18 protein-coding genes are annotated in these 18,672 nt (G+C 61.8%); 8 read left to right on the plus strand and 10 right to left on the minus strand.

The features are described 5' to 3' along the window. Position 1 precedes the first annotated feature (1 nt). The 3 genes from ACSQ84_RS08035 to ACSQ84_RS08045 are packed head-to-tail and all read right to left on the minus strand — an operon-like array spanning position 2 to position 3,050. The gene (locus tag ACSQ84_RS08035) at positions 2-865 is read right to left on the minus strand and encodes an ABC transporter permease (protein WP_436211063.1); all 864 of its coding nucleotides are present in this window, start codon (positions 863-865) and stop codon (positions 2-4) included. A gap of 12 nt (positions 866-877) precedes the next feature. Next, positions 878-1,921: an ABC transporter substrate-binding protein gene (locus ACSQ84_RS08040; RefSeq protein ID WP_436211064.1), complete on the minus strand. Its 1,044-nt coding sequence runs from the start codon at positions 1,919-1,921 to the stop codon at positions 878-880. Positions 1,922-1,955: 34 nt separating this feature from the next. Next, entirely contained in the window at positions 1,956-3,050 is a 1,095-nt protein-coding gene (locus ACSQ84_RS08045; RefSeq protein ID WP_436211065.1) for an ABC transporter ATP-binding protein, read from the minus strand. A gap of 85 nt (positions 3,051-3,135) precedes the next feature. Between ACSQ84_RS08045 and ACSQ84_RS08050 the strand changes: the two genes are divergently transcribed. Next, positions 3,136-4,524 carry an amidase gene (locus ACSQ84_RS08050; protein ID WP_436211066.1) on the plus strand — a complete coding sequence of 463 codons (1,389 nt, stop codon included), beginning with the start codon at positions 3,136-3,138 and terminating at the stop codon, positions 4,522-4,524. On the opposite strand, the gene ACSQ84_RS08055 is transcribed toward ACSQ84_RS08050, so the two are convergent. Further along, positions 4,525-5,274 (minus strand): aspartate/glutamate racemase family protein, encoded by a 750-nt coding sequence (locus ACSQ84_RS08055; RefSeq protein ID WP_436211067.1) that lies wholly within the window; start codon positions 5,272-5,274, stop codon positions 4,525-4,527. A gap of 2 nt (positions 5,275-5,276) precedes the next feature. Beyond that, the gene (locus tag ACSQ84_RS08060; protein WP_436211068.1) at positions 5,277-5,987 is read right to left on the minus strand and encodes a GntR family transcriptional regulator; all 711 of its coding nucleotides are present in this window, start codon (positions 5,985-5,987) and stop codon (positions 5,277-5,279) included. Positions 5,988-6,192: 205 nt separating this feature from the next. On the opposite strand from ACSQ84_RS08060, the gene ACSQ84_RS08065 reads away from it, so the two are divergent. The 4 genes from ACSQ84_RS08065 (at position 6,193) to ACSQ84_RS08080 (ending at position 9,904) form a co-directional block, all read left to right on the plus strand. Next, on the plus strand, positions 6,193-6,927 hold the full coding sequence (locus tag ACSQ84_RS08065; protein ID WP_436211203.1) for a maleate cis-trans isomerase family protein: 735 nt from the start codon (positions 6,193-6,195) through the stop codon (positions 6,925-6,927). Positions 6,928-6,946: 19 nt separating this feature from the next. Further along, positions 6,947-8,356, plus strand: coding sequence for a dihydropyrimidinase (gene hydA / locus ACSQ84_RS08070; RefSeq protein WP_436211069.1), 1,410 nt, complete (start codon positions 6,947-6,949; stop codon positions 8,354-8,356). Positions 8,357-8,395: 39 nt separating this feature from the next. Next, on the plus strand, positions 8,396-9,283 hold the full coding sequence (gene uraD / locus ACSQ84_RS08075) for a 2-oxo-4-hydroxy-4-carboxy-5-ureidoimidazoline decarboxylase (protein ID WP_436211070.1): 888 nt from the start codon (positions 8,396-8,398) through the stop codon (positions 9,281-9,283). Positions 9,284-9,712: 429 nt separating this feature from the next. After that, positions 9,713-9,904, plus strand: a complete 192-nt coding sequence (locus tag ACSQ84_RS08080; protein ID WP_436211071.1) for a hypothetical protein — start codon at positions 9,713-9,715, stop codon at positions 9,902-9,904. A 481-nt stretch (positions 9,905-10,385) separates the two neighbouring features. On the opposite strand, the gene ACSQ84_RS08085 is transcribed toward ACSQ84_RS08080, so the two are convergent. Continuing rightward, entirely contained in the window at positions 10,386-10,565 is a 180-nt protein-coding gene (locus ACSQ84_RS08085; protein ID WP_436211072.1) for a hypothetical protein, read from the minus strand. A 66-nt stretch (positions 10,566-10,631) separates the two neighbouring features. On the opposite strand from ACSQ84_RS08085, the gene ACSQ84_RS08090 reads away from it, so the two are divergent. From ACSQ84_RS08090 to ACSQ84_RS08100, 3 genes are all read left to right on the plus strand, one after another. Beyond that, a complete protein-coding gene (locus ACSQ84_RS08090) occupies positions 10,632-11,651 on the plus strand; it encodes a TRAP transporter substrate-binding protein (protein WP_436211073.1) in 1,020 nt (339 codons plus the stop codon). 85 nt (positions 11,652-11,736) lie between these two features. Beyond that, on the plus strand, positions 11,737-13,635 hold the full coding sequence (locus ACSQ84_RS08095) for a TRAP transporter large permease (RefSeq protein WP_436211074.1): 1,899 nt from the start codon (positions 11,737-11,739) through the stop codon (positions 13,633-13,635). Between the two features lie 28 nt (positions 13,636-13,663). Next, positions 13,664-15,325, plus strand: a complete 1,662-nt coding sequence (locus ACSQ84_RS08100) for an acyl-CoA synthetase (RefSeq protein ID WP_436211075.1) — start codon at positions 13,664-13,666, stop codon at positions 15,323-15,325. A 100-nt stretch (positions 15,326-15,425) separates the two neighbouring features. Here ACSQ84_RS08100 and ACSQ84_RS08105 read toward each other — a convergent pair whose 3' ends face one another. The 4 genes from ACSQ84_RS08105 to ACSQ84_RS08120 form a co-directional block, all read right to left on the minus strand. After that, on the minus strand, positions 15,426-15,926 hold the full coding sequence (locus ACSQ84_RS08105; RefSeq protein ID WP_436211076.1) for an antibiotic biosynthesis monooxygenase family protein: 501 nt from the start codon (positions 15,924-15,926) through the stop codon (positions 15,426-15,428). Positions 15,927-15,990: 64 nt separating this feature from the next. Beyond that, on the minus strand, positions 15,991-16,992 hold the full coding sequence (locus tag ACSQ84_RS08110; RefSeq protein ID WP_436211077.1) for a L,D-transpeptidase family protein: 1,002 nt from the start codon (positions 16,990-16,992) through the stop codon (positions 15,991-15,993). A gap of 76 nt (positions 16,993-17,068) precedes the next feature. Continuing rightward, positions 17,069-17,875: an MBL fold metallo-hydrolase gene (locus ACSQ84_RS08115; protein WP_436211078.1), complete on the minus strand. Its 807-nt coding sequence runs from the start codon at positions 17,873-17,875 to the stop codon at positions 17,069-17,071. Continuing rightward, positions 17,872-18,663 (minus strand): TatD family hydrolase, encoded by a 792-nt coding sequence (locus tag ACSQ84_RS08120; RefSeq protein WP_436211079.1) that lies wholly within the window; start codon positions 18,661-18,663, stop codon positions 17,872-17,874. The genes ACSQ84_RS08115 and ACSQ84_RS08120 overlap by 4 nt, the downstream gene beginning before the upstream one ends. Positions 18,664-18,672 lie beyond the last annotated feature (9 nt).

Consider the following 18,672-nt stretch of genomic DNA (forward strand, 5'->3'; position numbering starts at 1 on the left):
GTCAGGCTCCACCATATCCGCGCGACAACCGGCCGAGCATACCGAACACAGTCACGACGGCGAGAACTGCGAGAAGAAAGATGATCGAGATCGCGGACGCAAATGGCCAGTTCTGTAATGTTGAGGCCTGTTGGTAGAGATACATCGGCATGAAGAGCATTTGTCCACCGCCGACGAGGGACTGCGTGATGAAGGCTGTGATGGCGGCGGCATAGGTCAGCGTGCAACCGGCGATAACGCCTGGCAGCGACAACGGCAGAACCACCTTCCAGAAGGTGCGCCAGCTCCCTGCGCCGAGCGAGCAGGATGCGTCCTCGAGGTTCATGTCAATACGCCCGAGCGCCGTAATGAGCGGCAATGTCATCAGCGGCATCTGCACCTGGGCGAGGGCAAGGACCACGCCGGCCTGGGTGTAGAGAAGGCGCATTGGGGTGTCGATTGCACCGATCGAAAGGAGCGTCGAGTTGATGATGCCCTGACGGCCCAGAATGACGATCCACGCAAAGGTACGTACGACGACGCTCGTCAAGAGGGGCAGCAAGACGATGAGGATGATGAGCGTTTGGGCGCGCGATCCGACCCGGTGGTAGAGCCACGCGATCGGGAAACCCAGCACCAGGCACAAGGCGGTCACTTCCGCGCCGAGGAGCAGCGTAGAGCCGAGTACGCTCAGGCTGAATGGATCGGTCAGGAAATGGGCGTATTGGCCGATGCCCCAGACGACACCGGCCGTATCGTTATGCAGCGACAGAACGAACAGCTGCACCAATGGCGCGACGAAGAAGAACAGGAAGAATAGCGCCAGCGGTGCGGCCAGCCCTATGCCGTATGATGTGACGTCGCGCGGCGCCGATGCGGCAGCCATCGTGGGTGGTCCTCAGAGTTTGATTTCGCGGTTGAACCGTTCGATCCAGGCGGAACGCTGCTCGTTGATCTTCTTCCAGTCCTGGAAGACAAATTTCTTCTTCAATTCCGCCGTGTCTTTCGCCAGCACGCGGGCGATCGCGCCGCCCATCGGGACCTTTGAGTTCGTCGGCACGATCAGATACGGCGAATTCATCAGGGTCGTCTGTACCTCCGGCGAGAGGGAGGCTTCGATGAGCTTGAAGGCGAGTGCCTTGTTCGGCGAGTTCTTGACGACATGGATCGTGGTCTTGAAGGCAATCGCGCCTTCCTTGGGCGCCACGAATTCAACGGGCACACCGCGTGCTTTCAGAATCTGGATGGCGTTGAAGTTGCCTGGCGAGATGTCGATCTGTCCCTGCTGAAACAGAGTGGCCAGTGCGCCCGGATTTGCTGCGACCGCAGCCAGATTCGGCTTGAGCTTTTCCAGTGCCTTGAAGCCCGGATCGACATTGGCTTCCGAGCCGCCATGCATCTTGGCGATCTCGACAAGCCATCCGGTGCCAAGCGTCGAATTGAGATTGGTGATGCCGACTTTTCCCTTGAATTCCGGCCTCCACAGGTCGGCCCACGAGGTAGGCGGAGTCTTGATTGTGTCGGGATTGTAGGTAAGCCCGACGACCTGGAAAAACGGTGCCGGCCCCATCGGTTCCTGTGCTTCGGTAATAAGGTCCTTGTAATAGGTGCTCTTTTCGACCGGGAACGCTTCGACGAGGTCCTGCCCGATGGCAACGAGCGCCGGACCGGGATCGTGCAGCATCACGTCGATCGGCGGATTGGCACGCGCTGCGTTCACCTTTGCGATCTGGTCGACCGACAGCATGGGGTCGAGCACGATCGCCGCATCGGCATTCGCCTTGCGGAACGCCGGAACCAGCACCGCCTTGTGGGCTTCCTCCCAGCTTCCCGTGAAGGTGGCAAAGACGAGCGGGCGAGCCTGGGCATAGCTCAACCCGGGGAATGCCTTCATAGCACCGAGTGTCAATGCGGTCGTTAGAAGTGTTCTGCGATTGATCATGAGGCTTTACTCCCGTTGTATGCTGACGCAGTGCTCAAAGTGTTGCAGGAAAAACCGTGGCGAGGGCAGGCGCGAGCGGTGCAATGCGCACCGCGACACCACTCTCCAGCAGACGTGTGTCGCCGAAGCGCGCCTGGGATATCTTCACGCCCGATCCGTCGGCGGTAGTGACTTCATGCACGACGGTCGCGCCGAGGGGCAGGGCCATTCCGACCACGCCGGCGAAGCCGGAATCGTCGGTAACGAACTGCAAATGTTCCGGACGAATACAGACGGTGACGCGACCGCCTTCTGCCATCGACTTCGATGCCGGCCGCGCGATGATGTCGGCTCCGGCGTCGAGGCGAACCTTCGCGCCGGTTGGATCGGCCGACACCAGTGTGCCTGGCATGCGATTGGTAGAGCCGACGAACGTATTTACGAACAGGGTCTGCGGGCGGTCATAGACGTCGGACGGCGATCCGAATTGTTCGAGCCGGCCATGGCTGAGAACTGCGACGCGGTCGGCCATCGACAGCGCTTCCTCCTGGTCGTGAGTGACGATGACCGTCGTAATTCCTGAAACGCGCTGCAGGCGCTTGACTTCGATCTGCATGTCGAGCCGCAGGTTTTTGTCCAGCGCGGCAAAGGGCTCGTCGAGCAGCAGGATTGACGGCTTGATCGCCAGCGCGCGCGCCAGCGCGACGCGCTGCTGCTGGCCGCCGGAGAGCTGGCGCGGCAGGCGCTCGCCCATCGAGGGAAGCTGGACTAGTTCGAGCAGGCGCTGTGCCTCTTGCCTGCGTGTCGCCGTGTCGACGCCGCGGGCGGCGAGGCCATAGGCGACGTTTTCGGCGATCGTCAGGTGCGGAAACAGGGCATAGTTCTGGAAGACGATGCCGACGGCGCGCTTGTTGGGCGGAAGCATATCGACGATCTCATCGCCGATGATGATCCGTCCCTGGGTCTGGGCGATAAAGCCGGCGACGATGCGCAGCAGTGTGGTCTTGCCGCAGCCGGACGGGCCGAGCAATGCGATGATTTCGCCACCCTTCACGTCGAGATTGATATTTTCCACCGCGATCGCGCCACCGGGATAGCGGTGCGTGATTGCATCTAGTACGAGCGAACGACCGCCCTTTGCTTCAGCCATGGAGCATTCCTCCTGACATCTGAGGGAAAGCAAATCCCATGCCTGCGCTATCGTCATTTCCGCGGAGTTCGTGCATTCTTGCTCCATGTCGATTGAAGCTGATCCTTGCGAATTGACGGCCGCTGTTCTGGCCAAGGCTTTGGCACGGCGTGCGATATCTGCGCGTGCCGTGCTTGAGGCCCATCTCGCGCGCATCACCGCGCGCGACGGAGAACTTGCGGCTTTCATTACCGTCGATGCCGACGGTGCACGCCGTCAGGCCGATGCATGCGACGCGGCACGCGCGCCGGTGGGGCCGCTGCATGGCCTGCCAATCGCCGTGAAGGATCTGACGAACACTAGGGGATTGCGCACGACGTCCGGATCGCTGCTGTTTCAAAACCACGTGCCGGATCAGGACGAACTCGTCGTGGCGCGGCTTCGGCAGGCCGGCGCTGTGATTATCGGCAAGACCAACACGCCGGAGTTCGGCTTCGGCGCGGTATGTACAAATCGCCTGTGCGGGCCAACGCGGAATCCGTTCGACGTTGCGCTGACTTCCGGTGGCTCCTCGGGTGGTTCTGCCGTCGCCGTCGCAACGGGAATGGTTCCTCTCGCTCACGGCACCGATTTTGGAGGCTCGGTGCGAACGCCGGCAAGTTTCTGCGATGTGGCCTCGATCCGTCCGACACCTGGTCGGATACCGGTTCCGGCGCGCGCCCTGGGTTGGGACATGCTTGCTACGCACGGTCTGCTGGCGCGCAGCGTCGACGATCTCGAACTTGGGCTCTCCGCCTGTGTCGGGCCCGACATTCTTGATCCGTTGTCTGTAGGCGCTGAGCCTCGCATCGAAGCGGGCACAGGACGGCCGCGCCTTGCGGTGACGCCCGACTTCGGCGTTGCTCCGGTTGCGAAGGAAGTTCGCGCGCGCTTTGCTACGGCTTGCGATGCGCTGTCGCGGGTCGCCGATCTCGAAAAGATCTCTCCCGACTGCGGCGGCGCCATCGAGGCATTCCGTACGCTGCGCGCCGCCCATATAGCGGATAGTTATGGCGCGCTGCTGCGGGACCGGCGGGCCGAACTCACGCCCACGGTCATTTGGAACATCGAGGCGGGCGGTCAGCTTACGGCGCAGGATTATCTCGCCGCGGAGCGGCGGCGCACCGCGATCTACCGCAGCTTTCGAGAACTGATGGCACGCAAGGATTTTCTCGTCGTGCCAGCCGCGTCGGTCTTCCCGTGGAACAATGACATAGCCGATGTAACGCGGATCGACGATATCGCCCTCGAAACGCCAACCGACTACCTCGCGGTCACCTTTATCGTCTCGTTGGTCGGCTTTCCCGTGCTCACCTTGCCGACGCCGCGACAGCGGGATCAGGCGCCGTTCGGCGTCCAGATCATTGCGTCCCCGGGGCAGGAGTCCAAACTGTTCGCATTCGGCCGGCGGATCGAAGAGCAACTGGGATTTGGTCATCGTCGGCCACCCATCTGATCACGCGTCGCGATGTTCAAGGCGGGCGGCGAGCGCAGCTTCGAGCCCGCTCGACGGTTTCGCGTCGGGCCGGCGAAATGTCCCCGCGCTCGCTTTGCGCAGCCGGAGAGCATGCAAGGCTTCGATCTGCTTTACGGCGGCCACAACCTGATCGATGACAGGCACCGGAATTCGGTCGGCGACCCGCTCGGCCAGCCCCGACAATGGCGCGCCGGCCAGAATAAGGACATCGGCATCATCCTCCTCCACGGCTCGCTTTGCGAGTTCAACCAGAAGGTCTTCCTTTTCGGCCCCCACCTCGGCGATCTCACGGAACGGGCCATCGAGCATGCGGATGCCCGCACATCGTTCCCAGAGCCCGTGGGAACGAACGCACTCCTCGAACCAGGGGCCCAGCGCCCGGGCGAATGTCACAAGGCCAAATCGACGCCCAGCCATACATGCCGTGAGCATCGCGGCCTCGGCCATGCCGACGACGGGAATGTCGAACAGTTCCCTGGCTGCAAACAGTCCGGGGTCGCCGAAGGCAGCGATGATCGCACCGTCAAATTCCCGGTGGCGTTCCGCGAGCATTTCCAGCGCTACGGCTCCGCCGATCTGAGCTTCGGCGCGCGTCGATATGTAGGGCACGCCGCGCGGCGCGGTGAGGGGTATCAACGATGTTCCCCGCGCAGCGGCACGCTGTCCGACCTTCAGCATGAGGTCGGTGATATCTGCGCGTGTGTTCGGATTGAGCAGCAGGATTTTCATCGTCAGGCCGCCGGTCTGCTGATCGGGGTTTTGGGCAGAACCTCCAATAGCGCCGTGCCAGTGCGTTGCACATGCGCCGAGAGGAGGCGCCCTGCCGCTTCGCCATCGCGAGCCTCGAGTGCCGCAAGAATGGCCGCATGTTCCTCAACGGAATTGCTCCAGCGCCGCTCCGCACCGAGCGCCAGATAGCGGGCGCGCTCTGCCCTCGACAGCAATGTCTCGTGCGCCTCGCGCAGCGGCGCATTCCGTGCTGCACGAACGATCAGGCCGTGTATCTCGCCATTGATGGCGAAATAATCGTCGAGCTTGCCATCCCGGTGATAGTTCTCCATGCGCGTCTGCAGGAGGCGCAGACGTTGCAAGTCGCGCTCGGTGGCGCGTTGGGCCGCAAGTTCAGCCGCGAGCCGCTCGATGCCGGCGAGCGCTTCGAACAGCTCGAGTATGCGATCTCTCTCGATCTCGGCGATCCGCGGGCTGCGGTTCGGTCTTAATTCCACCAGGCCTTCGGCGGCCAACAGCTTCATGGCTTCACGCAACGGCGTTCGGGAAACGCCAAGCGCCTCTGACAGCCTGGTTTCCTGCATCGACGATCCGGGCTCCAATTCTCCGCGGATGATCATGTCGCGCATCCGCGCCGCGGCGCGCTCATGCAGGCCTGTCCGCTTGAGCTTGAGTGACTTTCGTCCGGCAACGTCGTCCCTTTTCTTTCGCACGCTCCGCCTCGCTGGACTGCTGTTCTAGCCGCAATTGGTCTCGGGAGGTGCCTAAATTAGTTCCTTATCTAGATGAAAACAATGGCATATTGGATAAATTGTATGCAGTGTGCAGAAATTCGTTGCGGGAGCCTATATTGGGAAGGATGATCGAAACAACGGCGTCGTTGCGCCGCAAATATCGGCCAGCCGAAAAATGGTCCTCATGAATGCAATGCGAACGCGCCTTGGGATGCTCACGCCATCGTCGAATTCGGTTCTCGAACCGGTGACCTGCGCCATGCTCGCTGGAGCCCCCGGGATCAGCGCGCACTTCTCCCGCTTCCGGGTGACCGAGATCGCGTTGGATGCCCAGGCGCTCGATCAGTTCGATCCATCCAGGATGTTGCCGGCGGTGGATTTGCTTGCCGACGCCAAGGTCGATGCCATGGCCTGGAACGGCACTTCGGCCAGCTGGGTTGGAATCGAGCGCGACCGGAGCCTTTGCGAAGCGATCGGTGCCCGCACTGGAAAGCCTGCCACGACGTCGACGCTGGCCTGCATCGATGCGGTGCGGTCGAGTGGCGCGCAAAGTGTTGGCTTCGTGACGCCCTATACCGACGATGTGCAACTGCGCATCGGCAAGGTTTGGGCGGGTGAAGGTATTGCCTGTCATGCCGAGCGACATCTCAGCCTGCGCGATAATTTCTCGTTCGGAGAGGTAACTCCTGCCGAGATAGCTGACATGATCCGTGCCGTTGCTGCGGAGGGCTGCGACGCGATCGTCGTCCTGTGCACGAACATGGACGGGGCAGCCATTACGGAGGCCCTGGAGCGTGAACTGAATGTCTTGATTCTCGATTCCGTCGCCGTCACGCTGTGGCGAACGATGTTGCTTGCCAATGCAGACCCGAGAATATTGTCAGGGTGGGGACGGGTATTTCAGTTCCCATCCCCCTAAGCGACCGGAGGCATTTCACTTGGTACAGCTTGACCTCGCCATCCGCGGCGGCACCATCGTAACGGCCAGCGACGAATTCCGGGCTGATATCGGCGTTCGTGATGGCCGCATCGTAAGCATCGCGGACCGTATTGAGGGGGCATCGCGGGAGATCGATGCAACGGGCTTGCTGGCTTTGCCCGGTGGCATCGACAGCCACGTCCACATTTCGCAACCGTCAGGCCCTGACGTCGTGATGGCCGACGATTTTGCCTCGGCTACTCGCGCCGCCGCGGCCGGCGGCAATACCACGATCCTGCCATTCGCATTGCAAATCAAAGGTTCATCGCTGCGTGCATGCGTCGAGGAATACCGAAAACTCGCCGAAGGCGAATGCTACATCGACACATCGTTTCATCTGATCATATCTGACCCGACGGCGGTCGTTCTCGGTCAGGAACTGCCGGCACTCGTCAAGGATGGTTACACGTCCTTCAAAGTCTTCATGACTTATGAAGACCTTGTTCTAAGCGACAAGCAGTTGCTCGAGGTTTTCGAGGTGGCCCGCCGCGAGCAGGCGCTCGTAATGGTGCATTGTGAAGGGTACGATGCCATCCGTCACCTGACCGAAAGACTGGAACGTGAAGGGCATATCGCGCCATATTTTCACGGAACTTCGCGGCCTCAGATTGTTGAAAGGGAAGCGACGCACCGCGCGATCAGTCATGCCGAGATTGTTGGCGTCCCGATCATGATCGTTCACGTGTCGGGCAGGGAGGCCATGGAGCAGGTACGCTGGGCTCAGCAGCGGGGCTTGCCCGTGCACGCGGAGACCTGCCCGCAATATATCACCCTGACCGCCGACGATATGAAGGGCCTGAATATGGACATGAGCGGTGCGAAATATGTGTGCTCGCCGCCGCCGCGCGACAAGGAGAGCCAGGACGCGATCTGGGAAGGTATCACCGGGGGTGTCTTTCAGACCTTTTCATCCGATCATTGCCCGTTTCGCTATGACGATCCCAAGGGGAAGCTGACACCGAATTCGCGTACATCGTTTCGCTGGGTACCAAACGGAATCCCCGGAGTGGAAACGCGTCTGCCGATCTTCTTCTCGGAAGGGGTGTCGAAGGGACGGATCGGTCTTCAGAAATTTGTGGAACTGACGTCGACCAATCATGCGCGGATCTATGGCCTTTATCCGCGCAAGGGCTCGATTGGCGTCGGCTTCGACGCTGATATCGTCCTGTGGGACCCGAAGCTCAAGAAAACGATCCGGCAGTCCGATCTGCATCACGGCTCTGATTATACGCCGTGGGAAGGATTTGAAGTGACAGGCTGGCCGGTCATGACCATCGCCCGGGGGCAGGTCGTTGCGGACAATGGAAAGATCGTCGGGACCAAAGGCGCCGGCGAAGTGCTGAGCCGCGGCAAGTCGAGCCTGGTCTGAACTGCCGCCCCTCTAGCTCTAACGGGTAGCAAGGGTAAAATGTCGTCAGTACTTCTCTCCGTTTTGAATGCTTGCAGCAGGGACGAGTTCGTCGCGGCTCTCGGCAATGTCTTCGAGTATTCGCCGTGGATCGCGGAACACGCTGCTCTCGCAAGGCCCTTTGCGGGCGTGCAGCAACTGTTCGAGGCGATGAAGACTGTCGTCGGCCAAACAGCACCGGACCGCCGGCTTGCCCTCATCAGGGGTCATCCAGATCTCGCCAACAAGACGCAATGTGCCGCCGGCCTCACCGCGGAGTCTGGCGCTGAACAGAACGGCGCTGGACTCGATCGGTTGTCGGATGCCGAGTTCAAGGCATTTGAGCGGGTCAACAGCGCCTACCGGACCAAGTTTGGTTTTCCGTACATTGTATGCGCACGTCGCCACACCAAGGGTTCCATCCTGCGTGACTTCGAGCGCCGCCTGCCGAACGATACCGCGACCGAGGTACAGAACGCGATCAACGAAATATACCGGATTGCGGCGCTGCGTGTTGCCGAGCTTGTGGTGTCAGACGATCGGCTCGGGGTGTACGGGCGTTTGTCGACCCATGTACTCGACGCTCACAGCGGCAGGCCAGCAGAGGGCGTTGCGGTCGAACTGATTGAGTTGTCGGACCTCGGCGCAAGCCGCGTCGTGACCCGTACGATCACGAACGCGGACGGCCGAACCGATCAACCGCTGATTTACCACCGGCCGGTCCCGATCGGCTGTTACGAATTGACGTTCAGCGTGGGGGACTATTTTGCCGGACGACAAGTAGCGACATCCGATCCGCCGTTTCTTGACCAAATTCCCGTGCGCTTTTCCGTGAGCGAGCCGGAAAGCCACCTCCACGTGCCGCTCCTGGTGACGCCCTGGAGTTACACGACCTATCACGGTAGCTGAGCGGGTCATCCCGATCGCGCCGCGCAGATGAGGGCGCGCTCGAGCGGCGTCGAACCGGACGGATGTGCGCACCAGGCGGCGTGCCAAAGCTATTGAGGCGGATTTAACTGAGGGCTCAATTGGGGAGATGAGCGGCTATCGAATGACCGCTTGTGGGGGCGGTCAATCGTAATTCGGACGAAAGACGTCCGAAGAGTTTTGCCGGCCTATGAATGCAACACGTCTGCAACACGACGAACTTAAGCGATTGAGATTATTGAGCCAGAAAAGTTTCCTAAATCGGATGCTAACTGCCGCCTCTTTGGTGCAACTTGTCAACCAACTGTGTGACTGATCCGCGCGGGTTGTCCTCGTAGAAAACGTGCGCGCTGCCTTACCTGCGCGAGCAGGGCACATCATCCGGATTCCTCGATCGCCGGGTTCATCGCAATGCCACTTGGCGGCGCTTACCACGCCTCCAAATGGTCCCTCGAAGTCCTGAATGACACCGTTGCCCTGGAAGTGGCCGACTTCGGCATCAAGGCGATCTTGGGCGAGCCCGCCGGCTTCGCCACCCGGTCCGGCAAGAACCCCGATCCACTAGCCAACGGTCGCATGGCCGAAGCTAGACTAACTAACTAACCCGCTCTACGACGGACTCCGCCAGCGCGTCGCCGGGGTCATGAGAAAGCAGCCCGCCGACGATCCGGCCGCCGCCGCTCAGACACTACTCAAGACCGTCCGGCGGAAGTCGCCTTGCCAAGGACGGCCTCGGCTCGGCCGATCCTCAGGCCAAAGCCGCGGGCGCCTTGGGATCGAAGACTGACCCCAAGGCCGACCCTTGATGCCAGAAATCTCGAAGTGGTCGCCCGCCTGCAGAGCGAAATCCGGGTCCTGAAGATAATCCTGCAATCCGAGCGGAGGGCGCGCGCCGACGATGCGGCCCGCCACTTTGAAACCCTCGAGGCGCTTCAGAGCGAAATCGAGACATACCGGGCCACACCGCGAGGCCGCTCTTGACGGGCCCGGACGTCAGAACGGCGTCCTACCTCGGCAGCCGGGTTGTCGCAATTTGCTTGATTCGCATAAGGTATATTATGGAATATTTATATCTCCAATTAGATCAAATATTTAGGGCGTCTTCCTTCCAGCTCAGATCAACCCCGAGCCAGTTTTGGCTGGTTTTTTCGACCCGCAGCGCCAAAACGGCAGCCAACGCCTGATCGCTCGCAGCTGCGTCCCGAAAACCGATATTGCCGCCGCTGGCGGACGCTGCAATAAGCCGCCCGGGCGCGATCGTCATGACCACGCTGCATCCGGTCCGCACGGGATTGGGTCTCAAGAACAACAACCCTCAAGGGAGAAACAGATGAGCTTTTCACGACGCACGCTTCTCAAGGCATCCGCTGCGTCAGCGGTTTTGGGTGGCATCGGCGCCCCGTGGGTGGCGCGCGCCCAGACCGCCGAATTCACCTACAAATACGCCAACAACCTGCCGGACGGCCATCCGTTGAACGCCCGCGCCAAGGAGATGGCGGCGGCGATCAAGGCCGAGACCAATGGCCGGTTCGACCTGCAGATTTTCCCGAACAACCAGCTCGGTTCCGACACCGACATGCTGAGCCAGATTCGCTCCGGCGGCGTCGAGTTCTTCACGCTGTCGGGCCTGATCCTGGCGACGCTGGTGCCGGCGGCTTCGATCAGCGGCATCGGCTTCGCTTTTCCGGACTACGACACGGTCTGGAAGGCCATGGATGGCGGCCTGGGCGCGCATGTCCGCGGCGAGATCACCAAGGCCAACCTCGTGGTCATGGACAAGATCTGGGACAACGGGTTCCGCCAGACCACGTCGTCAAGCAAGCCGATCAACGGCCCGGACGACCTCAAGGGCTTCAAGATCCGGGTGCCGGTTTCGCCGCTCTGGACCTCCATGTTCAAGGCATTCGATGCGGCGCCCGCCTCGATCAATTTCAGCGAGGTTTACTCCGCGCTGCAGACCAAGATCGTCGAAGGCCAGGAAAACCCCCTGGCGATCATCTCGACCGCCAAACTCTACGAAGTGCAAAAGTTCTGTTCGCTGACCAACCACATGTGGGACGGCTTCTGGTTCCTGGCCAACCGCCGCGCGTGGGAGAAGCTGCCTGCGGATGTTCGCACCATCGTCGCCAAAAACATCAACGCCGCCGGCGTCAAGGAACGCGAAGACGTCGCCAAATTGAACGCCGGGCTGCAGCAGGAACTGGCCGGCAAGGGCCTTGCTTTCAACCAGCCCAATGTCACGCCGTTCCGGGAAAAACTCCGCTCGGCCGGCTTCTACGCGGAATGGAAGGGCAAATACGGCGACCAGGCCTGGGAGCTGCTCGAAAAGTCCGTCGGCAAGCTGTCGTGACTCATAGCGTTTTCGAGCGAAGTGGATACCGGTTCGCGTGAAGAAAACGCGTCAAAAAAAGAGCCTTAGCGCAGGGGGCCGCTACATGGCTCACGCCGAACTGACCGAGATCGTGACCGGCGAGGTGGCAGAGCCCCCTCGCCGCCGCTCCGTGTTGGCGTCCATTGAAAACTTCCTCGGGATGCTGGTCGAGATTCCGGCGGCGCTCCTGGTCCTCACCGAGATCGTCATCCTGTTCGCCGGCGTGGTGGCGCGTTACGGCATGCACCGGCCGCTGATCTGGTCGGACGAACTGGCGTCGATCCTGTTCCTGTGGCTGGCGATGCTGGGGGCTGCCGTGGCGTTCCGGCGCGCCGAGCACATGCGGATGACGGCCGTGGTCGCGAGCGCCAAGCCCGCGATGCGCGCTTATCTCGATCTGGTCGCGACCTGCGCCGCGCTGGCGTTTCTTCTGATGATTGCCTGGCCGGCCTTTGAATACGCCTACGAGGAAAGCTACATCACCACGCCGGCGCTGCAGATCACCAATATCTGGCGGGCCGCGGCGCTGCCGGTCGGCATTGCTCTGATGGCGCTGTTCGCGCTGCTGCGACTGGCCCGCGCCGGCAATGTCCGCACCGTGCTCGGCGCCTTGCTGTCGGTTGCGATTGTCATCGCAGTATTCTGGCTGCTGAGGGGCGCGCTGCGGCCGCTCGGCAATCTCAACCTGATTATCTTCTTCGTCGGCGTGGCCGGTTTTTGCGTGTTCGCCGGCGTTCCAATTGCGTTCGGCTTTGGACTGGCGACCTATGGCTATCTGGCGCTGACGACGAGTACGCCGCTGATGGTGCTGGTCGGCCGGATGGACGAGGGCATGAGCCACCTCATCCTGCTGTCGGTGCCGCTGTTCGTGTTCCTAGGGCTCCTGATCGAGATGACCGGCATGGCGCGCGCCATGGTGGCGTTCCTGGCAAGCCTGCTGGGCCATGTCCGGGGCGGGCTGCATTACGTGCTGGTCGGCGCGATGTATCTGGTCTCGGGCATCTCCGGCTCCAAGGCCGCCGACATGGCGGCCGTGGCGCCCGTGCTGTTTCCGGAAATGAAGGCGCGCGGCGCCAAGCCGGGCGATCTGGTCGCCCTGCTCTCGGCCACCGGCGCCCAGACCGAAACCATCCCGCCGAGCCTGGTGCTGATCACGATCGGGTCGGTCACCGGGGTATCGATTGCGGCGCTGTTCACCGGCGGGCTGCTGCCGGGCTTGGTGCTGGCAATCACGCTGTCGGCGCTGGTGTGGTGGCGCTACCGCGACGAGGACCTCACTCATGTTGCACGGGCCAGCGGCGGCGAGATCGTCCGCGCGTTCATCATCGCCCTGCCCGCCGTGGCGCTGCCGTTCGTGATCCGTTACGCCGTGGTCGAGGGCATCGCGACCGCGACCGAGGTGTCCACCATCGGTATCGTCTATGCCTTCGTCGTCGGCTACCTGATCTACGGGCTTTTGATCTACCGCAATTTCGACTGGCGCCGGATCATGCCCATGCTGGTCGAGACCGCCTGCCTGTCGGGCGCGATCCTGCTGATCATCGGCTGCGCCACCGGAATGGCCTGGGGCCTGACCCAGTCCGGCTTCTCGCGGACGCTGGCGGCGGCCATGACCGGTCTGCCGGGCGGTTCGGCGACCTTCATCGCGGTGTCGATCGTGGCCTTCGTGATCCTCGGCAGCGTGCTCGAGGGCATTCCGGCGATCGTGCTGTTCGGGCCGCTGTTGTTTCCGATCGCCCGCGCGGTCGGCGTGCACGAGGTCCATTATGCCATGATCGTTATCCTGGCGATGGGTATCGGGCTATTCGCGCCGCCGTTCGGAGTGGGCTATTATGCCGCCTGCGCCATCGGACGCGTCGATCCGGCTGAAGGGATCAGGCCGATCTGGGGTTATCTGCTGGCGCTGATGGTTGGACTTATTATTGTGGCGATCTTCCCGTGGATTTCGATCGGGTTCTTGTAGGTTCAATTTTACTGACGGGACAAAGCCGATGAGCGCAGCCCCTAATCAAGGTCAAGGTCAATACAGCATCGGACTGGACAAGACGCCGGCGAACTACGTGCCGCTGACGCCGCTGAGCTTCCTCGCCCGCAGCGCCGCCGTGTATCCCGACGCCGTCAGCACGGTCTACGAAGGCCGCATCTTCACCTGGTCGCAGACCTATGAGCGCTGCCGGCGCTTTGCCTCGTACCTCGCCGGCCGCGGCATCGGCCACGGCGATACGGTGGCGGCGATGCTGCCGAATATCCCGGCGATGAACGAGTTGCATTTCGCCGTGCCCATGGCGGGCGCGGTGCTGAATGCACTCAATATTCGGCTCGATGCACCCTCGATCGCGTTCCAGCTCGATCATGGCGGCGCCAAGATCATTCTGGTCGACCCGGAATTTTCCGCCGTGATCGCCGAAGCGCTGACGCTGATGAAGGGACAAAGGCCTGATGTCATCGACGTCGACGATGCGGCGTTTGCCGGGGGCAAACGGATCGGCGAACTCGAATATGAGGCGGCGGTGGCGCAGGGCGATCCAGGTTTCTTGGCGCGCCTGCCCGGCGACGAATGGGACGCGATCGCGCTGAGCTATACGTCGGGCACCACGGGTAACCCGAAGGGCGTCGTGACCCATCACCGCGGCGCCTATCTCAATGCGGTGAGCAATATCCTCGCCGGCAATCTCGGCCAGCATCCGGTCTATCTCTGGACGCTGCCGATGTTCCATTGCAACGGCTGGTGCTTTCCGTGGACGGTCGCGGCCGCCGCCGGCGTCAATGTCTGCCTGCGCAAGGTCGACCCATCGAAGATTTTTGAGCTGATCGCCAAACATGGCGTCACCCACATGTGCGGCGCGCCGATCGTCTACAACACGCTGATCAACGCGCCAGACGCACCTGATGGCGCCAAGGCGCGCGCCGTGGTCGGATTGATCGCGGGCGCGGCACCGCCGGTTGCCGTGCTCGAAGGCGCCGAAAGCATCGGCATCAAGCTGACGCATGTCTATGGGCTGACCGAGGTCTATGGTCCCGCTTCCGTGTGCGCCGAGCAGCCGGGCTGGGATGAATTGCCGGCCGATCAACGCGCCCAGCTCAAGCGCCGGCAGGGCGTGCCCTACCCGCTGCAGGAAGGCGTCACCGTGCTCGATCCCGAAACCATGCGCGAAGTGCCGCGCGACGGCGAAACCATCGGCGAGGTGATGTTCCGCGGCAATATCGTGATGAAGGGCTACCTGAAGAACGAGAAGGCCACCCAGGAAGCCTTTGCCGGCGGCTGGTTTCACACCGGCGATCTCGGCGTGCTCGATGCGAGCGGCTACGTCATCATCAAGGACCGCTCCAAGGACATCATCATTTCCGGCGGCGAGAACATTTCATCCGTCGAGGTCGAGGACATCCTGTACAAGCACCCCGCCGTGCTGTTCGCGGCTGTGGTCGCAAAACCCGATCCGAAATGGGGCGAAGTGCCCTGCGCCTTCGTCGAACTGAAGCAAGGCGCGCAAGCGACCGAAGCCGACATCATCGCGTTCTGCCGCGGCCACATGTCCGGCTTCAAGACGCCGAAGGCCGTGGTGTTCGGCGTCATTCCGAAAACGTCGACCGGGAAGATTCAAAAATTCCTGCTGCGCAACCAGGTGGATTCGGCGAAGGCGATTTCGGCGTGAGTTCGTAGACCGTAGGGTGGGCAAAGGCGCGTAGGCGCCGTGCCCACCATCGTTCGTCAAATCCCTCGAGAGTGGTGGGCACGCTTCCGCTTTGCCCACCCTAGACGCCGGCTTGTTGGTCCGGCAAATCGATCAAATGCGCGAAGTACCCATCACGATAGACGCTCGCGAACGCGCCATGATGCCATTCGGTTTCCACGGGAAGCGTCGCGCTCCTCGATTCCGAGGCGAGAACGTAAGTTGCCGGACGTCTTGCAGGGTCGTTGTAGGGCGTACGCCGCTCGGGCTGCCAGACCGGCTGTCCCGGCTTTGCTTCGTGAATGACCTGGGCGACGCGAATACGATAGTCCGAGAAAACTTTCTCGCGGCCGATCGTCTGGACCTTGTGATGATGGGCATGGGCCCGCCAGGCCGTCAGCGCGCCCTCGTCCTGCCATATCTGGTAGGACAGCAGCAGGTTTTCTTGTGTCAAACTCTTGAAGCGATCGATGAACAGGCAGCCACCGATAGCCTCAAGCTCGGGCTTCAACGAAGCGGCGAGATCGAGATATTGATTCCGGTGCCCGGGCTTTGTTTGAACTTCGAAGAACAGACCAATCATCAAAAACCCTTTGCGCTCGCGCTCAGCATAACCGCTTTAATCCCCTCGCTCCAGCGTGCACGATCTAGCTCTTTCCGTTTGTTGGCGACTGCTCGACGAACGCAACCGGCGTGCCCTTCTTGATGCTCCTGCCCAGCAAGCCGGCGTCCCAATTGGTCAGTCGAATGCAACCGTGCGATTCAGACTTGCTGATCTTCGAGGGGTTGGAGGTGCCATGGATGCCATATCCCTGCGCTGAAAGCCCGATCCAGAAAGATCCGACCGGGTTGTTCGGGCCGGGCTTGATGGTGAAAACCTTCCGTGATTTCACATCCTTGAACTTGTAGTCGGGGTTATAGCGATAGTGCGGGTTGACATCGCTCGACACCACCTTGAGCGTCCCGCTCGGGGTCGGCTTTTCCTCGCTTCCAACGGTCGCCGGAAAGAACGCGACGAGTTCACCGGACGGCCCGAAGGCCTTTACCGTCTGGCGCGATTTGTCGACCTCGACCCTGTCAACCCTGAGCTTGGTATCGCTTCTGGGCACGTCGGTGACCAAAACGATTTCGCCGACGTGACTGAATTTCTTTCCGGGGTTGAGCGCTTCCAGCACCCCTTCACTCATGTGAAATTTCTCGGCGATGGCTTCGCGCGGGCTGCTGTAGCTGAGGGCTCTGAGGTGACGCATATTCTCCATTCTGGAGGGAAGCTTTTCCAGGAATGGACCCTTGATATCGTCACTCAAGATCTTGTACTCGACGATAATGGCGTCCGCGTTGGTCCCGGCCAGTGCCTGCCATACCTCCGGCGTCAGTGGCTGGTTCGGCTGCAAACCTTTCGCCTCGGCGAAAGCCTTCAAGGCCTTCTGCGCGTTCTCGCCGAGCTTGCCGTCGATTTCTCCCGGAGAAAATCGCGCGCGATCCAGCAGAACCTGGACCTTGATGACGAGCGGATCGACTTTCCTTGGTGCTGGAGGCTTTGCGGACTCGAATTGTGCATTGTTGATCGCTGCGGCATCCAGTCCGGCCGCCGGCAGTACCAGGCAGACCCAGAGAACCGGTGCGGCGGCCAACGAGCGGCGGATCATCTCGGCTCTCCTGACAAGCGGAGTCCAAGTGATAATCAATTCGTGCCGACGAAGTTCCGCCGCGCCGCCTGAAGCCTCAGCCCGCCCGCTCCAGGGTCAGCCGCATGCCGTCATAGGCCGGGATCACGCCAGGCGGCAGGCTCTGGCGCAGCACCTCGTAATCGAGGTCGGAATGCAGGTTGGTGATGACGGCACGGCGCGGCTTGAAGCGCTCGATCCAGGACAGCGCATCGTTGATGCTGAAATGGCTGGGATGCCCGGCATAGCGCAGCCCGTCGATGATCCAGAGGTCGAGGTTGGCGAGCGCATGCCAGCTCTCGACCGGAATGTCGTTGACGTCGGGTGTGTAGACAGCATCGCCGATGCGATAGCCGAGCGCGGGGATCAAACCGTGCTGCATGCCGAACGCCGACAGTGTCACCGGACCGCCCTTCCCCTCGATGGTGCGGCTTTCGCCGGCTTCGATCGAATGCCCGTCAAGGATCGGCGGATAATCGCTGCCCTCGGGCGAGACGAAGCAATAGGAAAACCGCGACATGATGTGGTTGGCGGTCGACTGGTTGAGATAGAGCGGAATGCGCCGCCGCTGATGCAGCACGACCGAACGCAGATCGTCGATGCCATGGGTCTGGTCGGCATGCTCATGGGTCAGGAACACTGCCTCGATGTGATCGACATTGGCATCGATCAGTTGCTCGCGCAGGTCGGGCGAGGTGTCGATCACGATCCGCGTGGTGCCATGGGCGCCTGTGCGCTCGACCAGGAGCGAGCAGCGGCGGCGGCGGTTTTTCGGATTGTTGGGATCGCAGGCGCCCCAGCCGAGCGCGGGACGCGGCACGCCGGCGGAAGAACCACAGCCGAGGATCGTCAGCGTCAGCGTCATGCGGCCGCCTTCGGTGCGGGCACTTTCGAAAACAGGCGGAAGAAGTTCTCCGTTGTCTGCCGAGAGATCTCCTCGAGTGAAACCCCGCGCGTTTCCGCCAGCACCTTTGCCACCTCGACCACGTAGGAAGGCTCGTTGCGCTTGCCGCGGAATTTGCCGGGCGCCAGATATGGCGCGTCGGTCTCGACCATGATGCGGTCGGCCGGCAGTTCGGCCGCAAGTTCGCGCAAGGCTTCCGATTTCTTGAACGTCAGGATGCCGGTGAACGAAATCGATAGCCCGAGCGAGATCGCTTTCATCGCCAGCTCGCGCCCGCCGGTGTAGCAATGCAGCACGGCGCGGAACGGTCCTTTGGCCATTTCTTCTTCGAGGATACGCGCGCAACCTTCGTCGGCGTCGCGGGTGTGAATGACCAGCGGCAGGCCAGTTGCACGCGCGGCGGCGATGTGGGCGCGAAAGCCACGCTCCTGCGCCTCCGGCGAGCCGTCGTCGTAGAAATTATCCAGCCCGGCTTCACCCAGCGCCACGACCTTCGGATGCCTGGTCAGTTCGATCAATTCGTCCGCGGGAATGCCGTCTTCCTCATCGGCGTGATGCGGATGGGTTCCGACCGAGCAATAGACATTCGGAAACCGCTCGGCGATCTGAATGAGCCCGCCGAGCCGCCTCACCCGCGTCGAGATGGTGACGATGCGGCCGATCCCCGCGCTCTCGGCGCGCGCGACGATGCCGTCGAGATCTTCGGCGAAATCGGGAAAGTCGAGATGGCAGTGGCTGTCGACGAGCATGGCGTTCGA

This window comes from Bradyrhizobium sp. LjRoot220, from assembly GCF_964252915.1.
Lineage (GTDB): Bacteria > Pseudomonadota > Alphaproteobacteria > Rhizobiales > Xanthobacteraceae > Bradyrhizobium.